16 protein-coding genes and 2 tRNA genes are annotated in these 15861 nt (G+C 64.8%); 12 read left to right on the forward strand and 6 right to left on the reverse strand.

The features are described 5' to 3' along the window. The first annotated feature begins 98 nt into the window (after positions 1 to 98). Positions 99 to 1211, forward strand: coding sequence for a hypothetical protein (locus ACYQ1K_RS19995; protein ID WP_459985017.1), 1113 nt, complete (start codon positions 99 to 101; stop codon positions 1209 to 1211). Positions 1212 to 1375: 164 nt separating this feature from the next. Here ACYQ1K_RS19995 and ACYQ1K_RS20000 read toward each other — a convergent pair whose 3' ends face one another. Then, complete coding sequence (locus ACYQ1K_RS20000) at positions 1376 to 2314, reverse strand: toll/interleukin-1 receptor domain-containing protein (protein WP_459985018.1); 939 nt, start codon at positions 2312 to 2314, stop codon at positions 1376 to 1378. 722 nt (positions 2315 to 3036) lie between these two features. Between ACYQ1K_RS20000 and ACYQ1K_RS20005 the strand changes: the two genes are divergently transcribed. Genes ACYQ1K_RS20005 through ACYQ1K_RS20040 form a run of 8 tightly spaced genes read left to right on the forward strand, consistent with a single transcriptional unit; the run spans position 3037 to position 8599 of the window. Then, positions 3037 to 3306: a hypothetical protein gene (locus ACYQ1K_RS20005; RefSeq protein WP_459985019.1), complete on the forward strand. Its 270-nt coding sequence runs from the start codon at positions 3037 to 3039 to the stop codon at positions 3304 to 3306. Beyond that, positions 3303 to 4148, forward strand: a complete 846-nt coding sequence (locus tag ACYQ1K_RS20010; protein WP_459985020.1) for a hypothetical protein — start codon at positions 3303 to 3305, stop codon at positions 4146 to 4148. Before ACYQ1K_RS20005 ends, ACYQ1K_RS20010 begins: the two co-directional genes overlap by 4 nt. Positions 4149 to 4150: 2 nt before the next feature. Next, on the forward strand, positions 4151 to 4546 hold the full coding sequence (locus ACYQ1K_RS20015) for a holo-ACP synthase (protein ID WP_459985021.1): 396 nt from the start codon (positions 4151 to 4153) through the stop codon (positions 4544 to 4546). A 43-nt stretch (positions 4547 to 4589) separates the two neighbouring features. Then, positions 4590 to 4982 (forward strand): helix-turn-helix transcriptional regulator, encoded by a 393-nt coding sequence (locus ACYQ1K_RS20020; RefSeq protein WP_459985022.1) that lies wholly within the window; start codon positions 4590 to 4592, stop codon positions 4980 to 4982. A gap of 2 nt (positions 4983 to 4984) precedes the next feature. Continuing rightward, a complete protein-coding gene (locus tag ACYQ1K_RS20025; RefSeq protein WP_459985023.1) occupies positions 4985 to 6352 on the forward strand; it encodes an ImmA/IrrE family metallo-endopeptidase in 1368 nt (455 codons plus the stop codon). Continuing rightward, complete coding sequence (locus ACYQ1K_RS20030; RefSeq protein WP_459985024.1) at positions 6303 to 7064, forward strand: C1 family peptidase; 762 nt, start codon at positions 6303 to 6305, stop codon at positions 7062 to 7064. Before ACYQ1K_RS20025 ends, ACYQ1K_RS20030 begins: the two co-directional genes overlap by 50 nt. After that, positions 7021 to 7962, forward strand: coding sequence for a nucleoside triphosphate pyrophosphohydrolase family protein (locus ACYQ1K_RS20035; RefSeq protein ID WP_459985025.1), 942 nt, complete (start codon positions 7021 to 7023; stop codon positions 7960 to 7962). The genes ACYQ1K_RS20030 and ACYQ1K_RS20035 overlap by 44 nt, the downstream gene beginning before the upstream one ends. Before the next feature lie 19 nt (positions 7963 to 7981). Next, positions 7982 to 8599 carry a dTMP kinase gene (locus ACYQ1K_RS20040; protein ID WP_459985026.1) on the forward strand — a complete coding sequence of 206 codons (618 nt, stop codon included), beginning with the start codon at positions 7982 to 7984 and terminating at the stop codon, positions 8597 to 8599. Here ACYQ1K_RS20040 and ACYQ1K_RS20045 read toward each other — a convergent pair. Next, the gene (locus ACYQ1K_RS20045; RefSeq protein WP_459985027.1) at positions 8596 to 9600 is read right to left on the reverse strand and encodes a nucleotide kinase domain-containing protein; all 1005 of its coding nucleotides are present in this window, start codon (positions 9598 to 9600) and stop codon (positions 8596 to 8598) included. The genes ACYQ1K_RS20040 and ACYQ1K_RS20045 overlap by 4 nt on opposite strands. A gap of 331 nt (positions 9601 to 9931) precedes the next feature. Between ACYQ1K_RS20045 and ACYQ1K_RS20050 the strand changes: the two genes are divergently transcribed. The 3 genes from ACYQ1K_RS20050 (at position 9932) to ACYQ1K_RS20060 (ending at position 14550) form a co-directional block, all read left to right on the forward strand. Then, entirely contained in the window at positions 9932 to 13021 is a 3090-nt protein-coding gene (locus ACYQ1K_RS20050) for a DEAD/DEAH box helicase (protein ID WP_459985028.1), read from the forward strand. A gap of 226 nt (positions 13022 to 13247) precedes the next feature. Next, positions 13248 to 13631, forward strand: coding sequence for a hypothetical protein (locus ACYQ1K_RS20055; protein WP_459985029.1), 384 nt, complete (start codon positions 13248 to 13250; stop codon positions 13629 to 13631). 232 nt (positions 13632 to 13863) lie between these two features. Further along, positions 13864 to 14550: a matrixin family metalloprotease gene (locus ACYQ1K_RS20060; protein ID WP_459985030.1), complete on the forward strand. Its 687-nt coding sequence runs from the start codon at positions 13864 to 13866 to the stop codon at positions 14548 to 14550. Positions 14551 to 14855: 305 nt separating this feature from the next. Here ACYQ1K_RS20060 and ACYQ1K_RS20065 read toward each other — a convergent pair. The 4 genes from ACYQ1K_RS20065 to ACYQ1K_RS20080 form a co-directional block, all read right to left on the reverse strand. Beyond that, a tRNA-Ala gene (locus ACYQ1K_RS20065) sits at positions 14856 to 14928 on the reverse strand. Between the two features lie 18 nt (positions 14929 to 14946). Further along, positions 14947 to 15081: a DLW-39 family protein gene (locus tag ACYQ1K_RS20070; RefSeq protein ID WP_459985031.1), complete on the reverse strand. Its 135-nt coding sequence runs from the start codon at positions 15079 to 15081 to the stop codon at positions 14947 to 14949. 53 nt (positions 15082 to 15134) lie between these two features. Continuing rightward, positions 15135 to 15208 (reverse strand) — tRNA-Ile (locus tag ACYQ1K_RS20075). Between the two features lie 82 nt (positions 15209 to 15290). Then, a complete protein-coding gene (locus tag ACYQ1K_RS20080; RefSeq protein ID WP_459985032.1) occupies positions 15291 to 15860 on the reverse strand; it encodes a DUF3566 domain-containing protein in 570 nt (189 codons plus the stop codon). Position 15861: the final 1 nt, after the last annotated feature.

The raw sequence follows: 15861 nt of genomic DNA on the forward strand, positions 1-15861 counted from the left end.
ATGTGACACACCCAGGCCTGGCCCGTGGCGGCGTCCGACGCAAGGCAAGGCCGCTTAAGTGCGGTCGGCCCGACGCTAGTGCGTGCGAGACTTCACGCGTGCTCCTCCTACCAGATCCGCTCTACCGGACTGACCAGCTCAGCGGGGCAGCCTTCCTGTGGTTCAGGGACGTCCAGGTCACAATCCCGCCCCCGGTCGTAACGCCCGAAGCGGCGGATGTCTTTTCCCGCATCACCCCGACCACGCCATGGCGCAGTCAGTTCGAGGTCATGTTCGGCGGGTGGAACGTCCTGCGGCAAGGACACCGCAAGACCATGGACGACCTCGTCGACCTTCGCGACCGCATGCAAGTTGTCTGGCTTAGCTACAGCGCCGACATGACCGCGATTGCTCGCGTCGCTGATCTCATCGGGCTGGCAGGTCTCCAGCACGAGGATCTCCTTGACGTGATCGATGTTCCTGCCGCGTGCGGCGAACTCGCGCGCCATCTCCTCCTAGAGCGATGGCTCGAGGTCGACAAAGATCTCGACGCCCTCTGGACCATTTGCGATCAGACCTTTCAGCCGCACATGTTCAGGCAGCGGCTTGTCGAGTGTTACCTGTTGCGACTAGCCGCCCTGGGGACAGTGACAGGCTTCGCGCTCACCAACCCGCGACTCCTCGACTTCGTATGGCGATGCTGGACGGTGGCTGGCGGTCCGGCCGCATCGACCGAGGACCGCACCTTGGACGCCGACGCTGTGGGCTACGAAATCTTCCGCCGACTACTCTCGAAGTATCTGGACCCACTTGAGGGCGAGAACGCTACGCGCGCGGCCGTCCTGCTCGCCACCAAGGCCGACGAAATCGAAGCTATGCGCCGCCAATGCCTTCGTCTGGCAGAGAAGTTGCCCGGCGTTCCGCTGAACCGCCTTCAGGCCGAGGTCGCAGCGTACGTCGAACTTCACGTTGCCGATGAGCTGGCCGCCGTCCTAGAGATGACCGAACGCGGGGCTCAGGACTACCTCGCCAGCGTCCTCTCTGACCGCGTCGTCTGGACGTCCATGCTGGCGGCGATCGCTGGGGCCGCAGACGGTAACTCCGGGTTCACTGTCGCTGGCGGAATCGGCGTGGCGGCGACATTGATCGCGAAGGGCATCGGCGCGAAGCACAAAGCGAATACCAACATGCGCGACAGTCCTTACCGGATTATCCGAACTCTGACGAAGTAGACCCGGGTTCGCTGACGCCGCGGAGGCGGTGTCCAGCGCTTGTGTGTGCTCCATACCGAAACACCTGAAGGATGGGCCAAGATCTCGATGCTTGACGCGGCGGGATGATGCGAACGAGTCAGTGAGGGTCCTGGCGCCCTCCTGAGATTGCTGAGCGGTCTCGATCACCCGTGCAAGTCAACGACTGGCGGTTCTGAGTTACGAATGCCCTCGGCGAGTGCACTATGCGCACGCCTCAGTACATCCTTCGCTTGTCCGTCATTCATCTGCTCGCTGAGATCGGCCATGACCAGCAGACCCGAGCGCTTGAAGAAGTTCTTCGTCTGCTCTAAACCAATCCGATCGCGTATACCGAGGCTTTCCGACAGTTGGTCGTTCGCTGGCCGTTCTGTCACGAGCAGTCCGCAGGTCTCGTTCAGGTCCTCAAGCACACGGCTGCTCCAGTCGTTCCAGTCGCGGGGAGTCAGCTGGCCTTCCGAGAATCCATACGCCGAGACGAAGTTCACCGGCACGTCTTGGCCAGAAATGGACATACCTTCGAAGTCGATGGATCGGGTGGCCGACACGTCCATCGAAGCGGAAAACCAACCGCCGTCTGCCAGCTCACCGAGAAAGTCCCGATAGGCCTGGTGTCGGACCCACGACTGCTCGGAGTCCATCCGGGTGGGACTCGAGGGTATCGGGTACTTCGCTGCTTCGGACGTCAACGTCCGGATGACACTGTTGAAGCCACCACGGCGTCCTGGGCGCATGTCCGCATACAAACGCCCCTCCAGCTCGGTCGGGACATCGACTTGGTCAATAAGGACGGGCATGACCCGGCAGTCACCGGCAATCATTCTCTGAGTCGCGATGTCGAGCTCGTATCTGAGCCATCTTGACGATAACGAGGCCTCCGACACGACCACTATGACAATCTTTGCGTCCCGGACGCCCGCTGAAATCCTGGCCGCGAGCGCGTCTCCGACATCGATCTCCCGCTCATCTAGCCAAGTGTCGTAACCCTCGCTCCGCAGTCGCCGATCGAACCGCCGAACCCACGCCTTGTTCACGGATGAGTGCGATATGAAGATCTTCCCGAGCGCTGCCTTGCCGTGCGCCATGTTGCCCTTCCGATCGCGAGCAGATTGCGGCCCGACAGGATTGCGGCCGCTGACCGGGTTAGACTAATGCCGCGGCGGAGGGTTGCTCGGGTTCAGTTCGTCGTCGACGGCGATGGCGATGGCGACATCGTGGGGCCGCTGGGCATCCCCCAGGTCGACCGGCCCTGGTTGACCAAACTCGGCATCGGGGTTGCGGAGTCTGCGCAGGCTCGGGTAGCGCCCTTCCGGGTGCTCGCCCGCTCGACGTTAGCGGTCGGAGTCGTGGCACGGTGGTCGCGCCCACGAAAGGCGGATCCGACGGGCTGAGCAAGAGATGGGGCTGTCTGCACCGTGCTCGAAGGCGGAATCGCCGGCAGCGGCGAACCTGCGGCGCGCGTCAGGCGTTCACATCACGGCCCGGCGGGCTGCCGCAATCCGCTGCGTGCTGACAGCGTGCCAGTCGCGGTCGCGCTGCGCCGCACGATGCGCTGGCCGAGACGGATCGCGGAGTGCCTCTTGCGCAAGATGTCGGAAAATGCGACATTGAAGTCATGACATCGGACGTGGGGGCGGGCGGGAAGCCGAGCGGGGGGAGTCTGTTCCCCGCTTCGGTGGCGGTCATCCCAACGGTCCCAGCGCCTCCAGCGCCCAAGGAGGCGCAGTCGGCCCCGTCCTTAGCGCAGCGCGTCGAGGCGGTCCCCGGCTTGAGTCGGGCAGAGCTTCGGGCAGCTGACGCGGCTGCCTTGTCGGCGACCCTGTTGAACCTGTGGGCCGCGATGAAAAGCCAGCGAGCCGAGGAACTCGCGGCCGGCGAATTGCATCCTGACGGGAGTGTCCGGGTCAGCAGTCAGGTCGCGGTTTGGCTGATCGGCCGGATCTCTGAGGCGTACGGGCCTCGCAAACTCGTGAACTTGGCCCGCGTGAAGGACATCGAGTCGCTTCGAAGTCTCGGCGGGCTCACCCGACTCTTGGGGGCTGTGATCAAAGCAGACATGAAAGGCACCTTGGTATGAGCACTTACATCGAGCCCTCGTCGAATCTCAGCGAGGCATGGCTGCGCACGTTGGAACACGTCGCCGATGCAGGTGGACACGAGGTCAACGTACTCACCACCATCACGGACCCCTTGGCGGCCGAGAACGAGGGAATCCGCTCTGTGCTGGATGAGCTCCTCACCGCTCCGCGGGGAAAGCTCCGAGTGCAGTCGGTCGAGACAGTGGCCGGCACGATCTTCCCGCGTGACATCTACGCCGACACCGGCCTTACCTTCGTTCCCGGCATGGATGAGGGCTCCCTTGCCAAATTGGATGCAAGTGCCACGGACCTCTACGCGTGTTACATGGAGATGCTCCCGATCCTGACCACTGACACCGGAAACCGAAACGGGACCTACTTCGGGCGGATGGTGTGTTGGCCCGGCAGGACCGGGGGCGGGCGAAACCAACTCGCCGATCGGATCACACACTTCCGTCGAGCTAGAACCCGCAACATCAACCAGAGAAACCTCGAGGACATCGCCGTGGGTGGCGAGGCCGAGCTGTTGGACCTGCAAGGGTTTCAGATCTACGCCGCGAGCGACCTGCGCGAATACGGATTCCCGTGCCTCGTCCATGTCGACCTCACGCTCTACCAGGGTCGCATCAGCATGGCCGCCACCTACCGCCATCAATTTCTTATCACCAAGGCCTACGGGAACCTTCTTGGGCTTGCCCGTCTGCTCGGCTTCCTTGCCCAGCAGACCGGCTACGGCGTGGGCGAACTGATGGTCAACGCCACCTTCGCCGATGCTCAGCGCGCCGACTACACGAAGGCCGGCGTAGCTGAACTGATCACCGCTGCGCGGGCAGCGAGCTAGCAATGTGCGACAGCGATGCTGGCGTCGACGCAGTGAGCGTCAGCCAAACCGCCGCCATGCTCGAGGCCTCGGGCCAGCTCTACCGCGACATGTGCTGGAGCGCCGCAGAGCAGAAATACTGCGGTGAATCAGCGTCCCGCTATGCCGCGCGCTGGGCCGCCAAGGAGGCGGTCATGAAAGCGCTCGGTCACGGCATCGGCGAAGTCGACCCGCTGGACATCGAGGTGCTCTCCGTCGAAGGACAACGGCCGACGCTTCGGCTCTCGGGGACCGCAAGCGCGTTCGCCCACGAGGCGGGCGTCTCGTTAGCACTGTCGATGAGCCACGAGGGCGACATCGCCACTGCTTTGGTTGTGGCGACACGCTGCTGTACCAATCACGTTTCTGCTCACCCATGAGCACTCGTATCAGGCTCAACGGCACAACGGGAAGGAGATGAACATGGACGTGAGCGAACAGCAGGCAGTAGGACAGCGCCTGCGCAGTGCACGCGAGACCCTGGGCTTGACCCAAGAAGACGTTGCAGGCGCGCTGAGCATCCAGCGCACCAGCGTCATCGCAATGGAGGCTGGGAAGCGCAACGTCAGCGCGCTCGAACTTCGCCGACTGGCACGTCTATACCGGCGGAGCGTGGCCTGGATTCTTGGTGAAGAGCCGGCTGCCGAACTGATCGGCGACGACGGTGCCCTCTACCGAGCCACCGCCGAGCTTTCCGCCGAAGACAGGGAGCAAGTGCTCCGGTTCGCCGAGTTCCTTGCAGCGGCGAAGAATCGAAGCACCACGAAGTCCCGCACCCGCGCGGCCGGAACACGACCTGGACCCGAGGGCAATTGACCATGGTTTCGATGCAGGCGCGTCGCCACGCGCTCCAAGAAGCAGATGCGCTCCTGCGCGAACTCGCTGTCGCGCAAGATTTACCCATCGATGTCTTCGCCCTCATCGGCCAGCTCGACCTCGTACTCGTTTTCAATGACCTCAAAACGATCCTCGGAGCGCTCGTTCCGCACGGCGATGGCGGCATAATGCTGAGTACGCAACGTGGAGCCTCAGTCCAGCGATACACCGCGGCACACGAACTCGGGCACTGGATCCTCGATCACGAATCGGCCTTCGACACCGAGGCCGATCTCTACTACCCGACCCAGGACCGCGAGCAGTTGGCGCAGATCTTTGCCAGTCAGTTGTTGATGCCGCCGCCGCTGGTCTACGCGGTCGCGTCGCGCTACGGCGTCACAAACTCCGCCAGTGCCACGGCGCCGCAGGTCTACATGATGGCTCGTGACATGGGTGCCAGCTACGAGGCGGTCGTGCGCCAACTGGACAACCTCGAAGTGATCAGTCGGCACAAGCGTGATGAACTCCTCGCGATACAACCCGCGACCATCAAGACACAGCTCGCCTTGGGCCGCCGTCCGGTCGGGAACGTCGACGTCTGGGCCGTAGACGCGCGCTATTCCGGCCGTTCGATCACACTCACCCAGGGCGACGAGCTGATTATCGCGCTCCCAGAGAACCGCACCACCGGTTACCAGTGGCTCACCAGCGAGGAACTGCAAGAGCGGAGCGCACGCCGCATCCAGCCGCCACCGCCGATCGACCCCGAGGCGCAGATCCACCAAGCCGACGCTGACTGGGCGCCGACGAGGGCGATCGCGACCGACCGCTCGCGCAAGGACATCGACCGCGCGCTGGTCTCACTCCCGGGAAACACAGGCGCCGTCCGCATCCTGCCTAGAGAAGGCGGGGTCGCGTCGCTCAGTACTGCCCTGCACGAGGAGGCGCTCATCGCAGCTCCGAGCCTGCGAGTCGTCGAGGACTCATACCGTCCGTCCTGGACAGCCGCGCGTGCATCAGAACTGCGGTCCCTACGGCGGTCCATTGCTCACCGTGAGCAACTGGGTGGTGCGATTGACGCCGGGCCACGGAGCCCCGACGGAGAGACCTCTGCGGGAGCCCCAACTCCCGCCGATCTGCGTGCCGGCGGAACGGGGACTCGCGTGATCGCGCTGCGCTCCGCGGGTGAGGGTCGTGACAGCTACAGCCTCGTGTACAGCTCCGCCTATGACCCGACCGCGTCCGTGGCTGAGACGTACGAGATCGACGTAACCATCGCGCCGTCCCCGGCCGCCGCCCAGCGCAAGCATTATCTTCGAGTTGCCGAAGAAGCTGGCATCGATGACGCCGGCGGGGCCGGCGATGAGTGATCCAGCCGTGTCGACGGCGCCGGCGGGCGCCTCGCGCCTTGACGTCGATCTCCGCGCGCAGATCTCCAGCCCGCTGATGAACCAGGGTCCGCGCCCTCTGTGCGTGCCGTTCGCGCTCAGCTTGGCTCACGATGCGCTCGAGTGCTCGAGCTTTACAGTGGACACCGCCATGGCGCCGGAGGCGATCTGGTGGCACTGTGCACAACGCGGCAAGACCTACCCCGACGGCATGGCGCTCGATGACGCTGCCGAGGCGGTGGCGCACTCGGGGCAACCGCCGCTGAGCCAGTGGCCGTGGAACCCGAGTTTGGGATACGGCACGGAGGACCCGCCCGCGTCGGTGGGTGCTCCTCCATGGCAGCAGGCCGCGACGTATGTCTTCGAGCCCGCACACGACGGGGTTGAAGATCAGATCGAGGATGCCCTCGCCGCGGGACACCCTGTTCTCCTGGTCGTCGAGGTGACCCATGAATTCCAGAATCCAGCCCCGGACGGCTCAATTCAGGTTCCCGATATCCGAAGCCCTGCCGGTGACTACCACGCTGTTCTGGTCGTCGGCGCTGTTACCGACCCCATTGAGCGCAGGCGTTTTCTGATTCGCAACAGCTGGTCCGAGGCGTGGGGCGCATCGGGGTACGGCTGGCTCCCATTGGAGTACCTGGTTGCCAATGCAGTCCAAGCCGCGGTTGTCATCGCGTACTCAGCGAAGTAGAGGGGAAGTCATGGATATCGCGGAGTACCAGCGTCGGTCGGGCGCCAGCGACGTGCTGCCCGAGGACGACCTCACTCTTGCGCTGCTCGGGCTCGCCGGAGAGGTCGGCAATTTGGCGGCCGAGTACAAGAAGCGCCAGCGTGACACGGTTGGCTACCGCGCCTTTCGCGACGAAGTCCGCGAGGAGCTCGGCGACCTGTTCTGGTACGCCGCGGCGTTGGCACGGCGTTGCGATCTCGATCTCGGTCAGGTTCTCTCGGAGAATCTCCACAAGATCGAACAGCGATTCAAGCGTCCAGCTGACCCGCCTGCGCATCGTCTTTTCGACGATGACCGACCGGCCAGCGAACAGTTTCCGCGGCAACTCGACATCACCTTCACCGAAACCGTCGAGCCCGACCGTGGGAGGAACCCCGTCCCGGTCGTACGCATCTACCGGGGCACCGACACAGTCGGCGATCCCCTCGATGACAACCGAGACGAAAGCGACGACTACCGCTACCACGACGCCTTGCATCTGGGGCACATGGCGGTTCTCGGTTGGTCCCCGACGCTTCGGCGGCTTCTTGGCGTGAAGCGCAGGGGCGACCGAGACATCGACCGCATCCAGGACGGGGGCCGCTCGGCTGCCCTCGAGGAGGGCCTCACCGCCTACATCTTCTCGGTCGCCACTGAGCACAGCCTCTTCGCTAGCAGCGATCGCATCCCCGCAGACCTCATCAAGGCATGCCAACGGATGACCAGCCATCTAGAAGTGGCGCAGCGATCGTCCTCAGACTGGGAGTACGCGATCCTCGCCGGATACCGAGCCTTCCGCGAACTGCGCGCTCACCGCGGAGGCCACCTCCACGCTGATCTAGAAGCCAGGACCCTTACTTTCACGCCTCCGAGCAGCTGAACCCAAGGATGGATCTGTCATGTCGTCGTACCTGTCATCGCGCCAGCTGGCGCTGGCTCCAGGCAGCGTGGTCGTGTTCGAGGGCCTGGACAAGGCCGGAAAGTCCACCCAACTGGACCGGATGAAGCAGGTGATCGACCCAGCCCACACCACGTTCGCACACATGCCGTCCGGCTTCACCGAGTTTACAGCCGCGATCTACGCGGTGCTTGAGGACGGCAGCACAACACCGACTGATCCTCTCGCACGGCAGCTGACCCACCTCGCCTGCCACCGCGAGTCGATGCACACACTCGTAGAGAAGAGCCGAAGCGAGGCTCTGGTTCTCGATCGCTGGTGGTGGTCGACGCTGGCCTACGGCTGGTACGGACGCGGCGATCGTGATCTCGGGATCGACGAGCACACGTTTCGAGACCTCATCGAAGCGATCTGGGCACCTATCCAAGCCGACGCCGTGTTCCTCTTCCTGCACACCTACGAAGCCGACAGCAACAACGTCGACGGCGTCGCGCTGGGATACCAGACCATCGCGGATCAGAGCCCGTCGAACATCGTCCGGGTCCCCGCGTTGACGGAGCATGAGACCCATCACTTCGTGATCGCTGAGCTAACCCGACTCGGCCTGGTCGAGAACTAACCTGCTCGCACCGGCTTCTCTCTGTTCGCAGGCGCGCCTGGGGTGAGACCCCATTTCGGCGGAAAGAACGGAGACGCTAGAGGGCCGCGCGGAGCGAACTGCTGCTTGATCCGAGTGCGATTCCCGGTCCCGCGACGGTCTGGATGCACGACTCGGGCGTACTTGTCGGTCTCGCAGAACAGGTTCTGACAGTCGATGAGCTTCAATGGCCGGCCGAACAGGTCCTTGAAGTCGATTCCATAGAAGTCGAGTTGCTCGTCTTGCGTCTCAACCATCATGCGGATCAGGTCAGCCGGATCGATCTGGCGGGCGGCGCCGGGGAAGCATTTCGCGAGACCGCTGAGCGCGCCCGGTCCAGCCACGACGAAGTCGTTCTCGTCGAAGTCAATCAACGTCGAATAGTTGAGATCGATCGTCAACTGGAAGGCAAGAAAAGGGCCGAGTGAGGGATATGAGATCAGGTGGGAGAATACCGTCTCGAGGGATGATGCGCTCGCGAGATCACGCTCCAGACTGCTGCCCATCATGTGTTCGATTAGCCGGAGGTGGTTGCGGTGTTTGCGTCGTTCGCCGAACGGAGGCGGAGGAACGATGTAGGCAGCCGAGTACACCCGCTCTCCACGTTCGAGACGGTCATCAAGAACGCGCGCATACGCCTCGACATCGAAATCCGCTAGGTGAAGGCCCCCACGGTTCTCCTCCAACGCAGCCCAGGTTTCGGGCTTGTTGAAGAAGCGGAACAGCAAGATCCGGAAGAGAATGTCTTGCGGATCTTGCGAGCCCGAATAGGCCACGCGTATCAGGTCCTGCGAGACCCGATCAGCAGCACGGTAGGCGTTCGTGAATCGATACTGAGCGACGACGCGATCCTCGGTCCAAGGTCCAGGCTGGCCCTGCAAGCGAGCGTGATAAACACGCTGACGCTCGGCTGCCAGCGTCCAATAGCTCCGCAGGACCTCACTACCGACGACCTGCTGCCCACCGAGCTTTCCAGTCCACACGGGGACCATCCTCTCCTCTCGCAGTCCTGCTTGCTCACTCGACGTGCCGTCCTTGCCCATCGAGTCCGTGACCGCGAGCAAGTCTCGTCGCACATCGACCGCCGGCCGCGTCACTCTGGGCGGTGTGGGGCAGCATCTGGGCGTTGCGCCGCCGGGTTCCCCAGGAGGCAGTCCCCCACCGCGCGAGTCGCGGTTTCGATGTCCGAACGAGCCATAGCGAGCCGGCCCGCGCCCACAGGTCTCGCCTCCTGAGCCCGGTCGTCAAGCTTCCTCGCCATGGGATCCGCAGACATGTCCCGCGACTCCGCTTCTTTACGCCAAGCTGTCCTCCGTGACCCATGAGCCGCTCGCCGCTGGACTGTACGAGTCGCTCGTGACGTCCGAGCTCCGCGCTGCACTCACCAACGCCGAGCACGTCGAACTGGGTGAGGTCGACTCTGCCGACGCTCCGCACGTGCTCGCTCGACATGTGTACGAGATCGCTCAGCGTCGCCTTCGCGACGTGCGAGATCACGACAAGCGGCTTGCCCTGGTCAACCGCCTGCTGGTCGAGCTCGGGGAGCCGACGGAAGCACTCGAGTCGCCCGCCAGCCAGTTGCTGCGCATCGCGCCGCCGGTCGGCCCGGGTGCTCCGAGCTACGGAGACACTCGTCCGAGCACGCCGCTGGCTGATGCTGCATTACTGACCAACGCCCACGGTGAGCCCAACCTCGGCGGGGAGCTTCGCGCCGAGATGGACACCGCCGACGAGGTCGACCTGCTGTGCGCCTTCGTGAAGTGGCACGGCCTGCGTCTGCTCGAACCCGAGCTTCGCCGCCTCAGAACCCGCCGAGCGCCGTTGCGCGTCATCACCACGACGTATGTGGGCGCCACCGAGCGTCGAGCCCTCGACCGCCTCGTCCGGGAGTTCGGGGCCGAAGTCAAGGTTCAATACGACGCCCAGCGCACCCGACTGCACGCCAAGGCGTGGATGTTCGGTCGGGCCAGCGGGTTCGACACGGCGTACGTCGGCTCCTCGAATCTGTCGAAGGCGGCGCTGCTCGATGGAGTCGAGTGGAACGTCAGGCTGTCCCGAGTGGGCACGCCGTCGCTGTTAGCGAAGTTCGCCGCCACGTTCGACACGTACTGGAACGACAGCAGTTACGAGCTCTACGACCCGGACCGTGACGGCGACCGGCTCGATGACGCCCTCGCTGAGGCCAGCGGGCGGCTGTCCGTCGACCGCGTGACGGTCTCTTTGTCGGGGCTCGAGGTCCGGCCCTACCCCTATCAGCAGGAGATGCTGGACGCCCTCGACGCCGAGCGGGTCGTCCACGGTCGACGCCGCAACCTGGTGGTGGCTGCCACCGGCACCGGGAAGACGGTCGTCGCCGCTCTCGACTACCGCCGGCTCTGCGACGAAGCGACCGGAGCGCGGCCGCGGCTGCTCTTCGTCGCCCATCGCCAGGAGATCCTGCGGCAGTCGTTGCGCACCTACCGCGAAGTGCTGAACGACGCTTCGTTCGGCGAGCTGTACGTCGACGGCACCCGGCCGGAACGCTGGGAACACGTCTTCGCGAGCGTCCAGTCCTTGTCGTCTTATGGTGTTGACGAGATCCCGCCCGACGCCTTCGACGTGGTCGTGATCGACGAGTTCCATCACGCGGCGGCCAGCAGCTATCGCCGACTCCTTGATCACCTCCAGCCACGTGAACTGCTGGGGCTGACCGCCACCCCAGAGCGTGCGGACGGGGTCAATGTGCGCGATGCCTTCTTCGACGGCCGGATCGCGACCGAACTGCGGCTGTGGGACGCACTGGGTGCAGACCTGCTCTGCCCCTTTCACTACTTCGCGGTCGGCGACAACACCGATCTGAGCCGCCTGAGCTGGACCTCCGGACGCTACGACGGCGCCGAGCTCTCGAATCTCTACACGGCTGACGACGCCCGCGCCCGGATCATCCTGCGCGAACTGGCCGACAAGGTGCTCGACCCCGGTGCCATGCGGGCGCTGGGGTTCTGCGTCGACGTAGCCCACGCCGATTACATGACGCGCATCTTCAACGACGCCGGCCTTCGTGCTCGCACTGTGACCGGTCAGACCCCATCCGCGGAACGCGCCCAGATCATCGCCGACCTTCGAGAGCGACGGGTCAACATCGTCTTCACCGTCGACGTGTTCAACGAGGGCCTCGACGTTCCGTCGGTCGACACGGTGCTCTTCCTGCGCCCGACGGAAAGCGCGACGATCTTCCTGCAACAGCTCGGGCGCGGGCTTCGTCGCACCCACGACAAGGCAGTGCTGACGGTTCTGGACTTCGTCGGGCTCCAGCACAAGAAGTTCCGCTGGGACCTCAAGCTGCGTGCACTGACGGGACTCACCCGGGCCGGCGTGGAGCGGGAGATCAAGCGCGGTTTCCCGTTCCTACCCTCTGGCAGCCAGATCGTGATGGACGAGCATGCGCAGGCCGTCGTCCTCGACAACATCCGCTCCCAGGTCGCGTCGCGCTGGTCGCAGATCGTCGCCGAGCTTCGCGCATACGGCGACATGGAGCTGCCTACCTTCCTACGTGAGGCTGCGCTCGAACTCTCGGATGTCGTGCGAGGTGATCGCTCCTGGACCCGTCTGCGCCGCGATGCAGGGCTCCCCACGCGCACCGGCTCCGCCCGAGAGAGCCAACTGCTCAAGCGGAACCGCGCGGTCGCTCACGTCGACGACGAGCGACGCGCCGCCGCCTACATATCGATGCTCTCCGGGGACCGGTCCTACGACGACTTGTCGCCGGTGGAGCAGCGGCTGACCCAGATGCTGTTCTTCTCTCTGTGGCCTGACGGCGGCGGCCACGACTCGTATGACGCCGGATGGTCCGCGTTGCGCGCCGAGCACGCCGCTCGCGCCGAGCTCAGCGGCATCGTGGACTTCTCGTTCGATGCCGCCCGACAGCGATCGATCGCGCTTGGAGGCTCGCTTGCGTCGGTGCCCTTGCGCGTCCACGCCCGCTATCAGCGCGAGGAGATCCTCGCGGCGATCGGCTACGCCTCGCTGGAGCGGAGGCCGACGAGCATGATGCAGGGCGTCGCCTACGCGCCGGACACCAACATCGACGCCTTCTTCATCACGATCAAGAAGTCCGAAGCGGCCTTCTCGCCGACCACCATGTACCGCGACTACCCGATCAGCCCCACGCTGTTCCACTGGGAATCGCAGTCGACGACAACGACCGCCTCCCCGACCGGTCAGCGGTACATCAACGGCACCAGCACCGTGATGCTCTTCGTGCGCGAGCAAGAGAAGGACGACCTGGGCACCGCGCCCTATTTGTTCCTCGGGCCGGCTCAGCATCAATCTCATGCCGGCGAGCGCCCCATCGCGATCACGTGGCGGCTCGAACATGCCATGCCGATGGAGTTCGTCCAGGCTGCGAGTCTCGCGGCGGGGTGAGTCACTGTGCCCGGAAGCCGATGGCCCCCCAGCGTGAGCGACCCGCGAGCGCTTTTCGCTGGCCGTGACGTCCTCGGAGCGCGTGCACGTTGCAGGCATCAGCCCCCGGACTCTGGCGTCGGACGTCGTCAGGTGAGCGGGGTCGGCCCCGGCTTGACGAATCGCCTGCGCTCGCCCCTCCTAGGTCTTTAACCTTCCGTCGACGGCTCGGAGGAAGGTGTCTTGAATGCAGAGTCTCGTGTGTCCGCTGTGCCGGGGTGAGGTCGCGGCGAACTCGTCGGGCTGCCTGGCCTGTCACCTTTCGATGAACGATGTGGCACGACACCAGCGGAGCTCGTCGCGGGGCCGGGCATTCGCCCGCGCGATCTGGATCCGCGTAACCGGACTTGTGCTCTACGGAGCAGCCGTCGTCTGGTGCGTCTATGCGCTGCAGGAGTCGCTGCCGTTCGTCGTGCCGGGCGCTGTTCTTGGTGGAGGCGTTCTGCATGCCTGGAAGGGACGCCCCTGGCTAGGTCTCATGGTCTTCGTGATCATCGTGGTGATCGTGCCTTTCCTGCTGCTGCCGGCGCTCGGCATCGGCACGTACGCGGACCTGAGCAACAAGCTGTGAGTAACCCGCAGCGGGCGGGCCTTCCAGGGAGGCCACGATGACGTTGACACGAGGTTGGCACCCCGACCCCCGCGGCGATGGCGAGAGGTTCCATGACGGAGCGCGTTGGACGGGTGTCACGCGCGGCGGAGCTGGGGCCCGACCGTCTACCGCGCGGTATCCGGGGGTGGGGACCCGGCGGCATCGGCGACTGCCGGGGATCGCGGCGGTCATCACGGTGCTTGTGATACTCGTGCTCGTTGCCGCGGCGGCTCGCCTCGGCAAGGGGCCGCTGGTGCCACTTACCCAGAGCCTCGGGATCGGCGGCCCCGGCCGGCTTCGTCCGGTCGTCGTTCCCCAACAGACGTCGCGCGCCTACAAGATCCTCGAGACCGACGTCGCAGGTGACCCTGTGACTTACGACCCGTGCAAGCCGATCCACTACGTCATCAACCCGGCAGGCGCTCCGCCGGACTCCCTGGCCTTCATCATGCCGGCGATCAACGCCGCCCAGGAGGCGTCCGGGCTGAGGTTCGACTATGACGGCATTAGTGAGGACAGCTGGGAGAGCCGACAGCGAGGCACCAAGGCGGGGCCGGTCCTCATCGCCTTCCTTCAACAGTTCAACAGCGAGAAGGCAACCAGCGACGCCGTCGGGCTAGGCGGCAGCACGACGCTGAAGATCAACGGCATGATGATGCCGCACTACGCCACCGGTGCGATTGCGTTGAAGCAAGACTGGTTCGCGCGGCAAAGCGCCGAGCACAACACGGCCGCCGAACAGGCCGTCGTCATGCACGAGCTTGGACATGTGCTCGGCCTTGGGCATGTCGAGGACCCGGCTCAGTTGATGTATTCCTCCAACCACGGCCAACTGACTTATGGTGCTGGTGACCTCAACGGCCTTGCCAAGCTGGGTTCGGGAAGCTGCGGTTCCTGAATCTGCCCCCACGCCATCTCGTCCAATACGAGGCCGGAGACCTATCGGTCGCCGAGGTGAAAGGCGTGACGCTGGGCCGCTGACGAGCCTGCCTACGACGCCAGGCCTCGCGCAACATCGACGCCAAGGGGCCGGGCCATTCACTGCGCCGAAATCGCCCGACACGCCGAGCAGGACGGGCGAGTCGCGCCGCGGAGACGCAGGGAATGGCCAGCGGCGATCCGGGCAGCGGACCGTCCCGAGTCAAGCATGGGAGCGACCCCAGAAAACACAGAAACCGCAGGTCACCCTGCGGTTCCAGTCGGTGGAGCGTAGGGGACTCGAACCCCTAACCCCCTGCTTGCAAAGCAGGTGCGCTACCAATTGCGCCAACGCCCCGGAGGGTCTGACCAGCGGTCAGGCCTTGTGGGTCGGAGTGACGGTGTCGGTCGCCTGTGCCCACTGCGCACGCTCGGCGTTGCTCTTGTCGAGCTGCTTCTTGGCGAGCACGGCTGCGCCGGCCGCGAGTGCGATGAGGATCAGCTTCTTCACTGTCGGTCTCCTTGTGAAAAGCCCCGGTCCGCTGTCGCGTCCGGGGCTGTCCGTGGGCCTAGGAGGACTTGAACCTCCGACCCCCACATTATCAGTGTGGTGCTCTAACCGTCTGAGCTATAGGCCCGGGTGGCTGCCGGGTGGAAGCCCCGACGGCCGAGGGCAGACATTACCCGAGTCGCCGATCCGCCGCCAAAATGACGCCGGGGTCAGCGGTCCTCGGTCAGCGTGACGTCGATGCCGCCCAGCAGCGCTGCCGCCATGTTGTAGAGGAACGCACCGAGCGTGCCCACGGCCGTCATGAGGATCACGTCGATGACCGAGACGATCATCGTGAAGCCCATCACCCGTGACATGCCGATGTAGTTCGTGATGTCGAACGTCGAGGTGTCACCCACGATGTCCTGGACGGTCTTGTTGATCGAGTCCCACACGCCAGCGGCGCCGAGCACCGACCAGACGATGAAGACCGACACGATGGTCACGACGCCCAATGCGATGGACAGCAGGAAGGCCGTCTTCATCACCGACCACGGGTCGATGCGGGTGAGCCGCAGGCGGGCCCGCCGGGGGGTGCGGGCGGCACCCTGACGCTGCTTCTGCTGCTGCATCGGGCTTTGCCCCCCGTTCTGCTGGGCGCGGAACTCGTCCGCCGCTGCGCTCAGCCGCTCCTTGAGCTGCTGAGCGAAGCCGGGACGCGCGGCTGTGTCGTCGTTGCGCTGCGGCGCGGGATGACCGCCCACCCGAGTGGCGGTGCGCTCGCCGGGACGCTCAGACATC

The sequence above is a fragment of the Nocardioides sp. AN3 genome, from assembly GCF_054653495.1.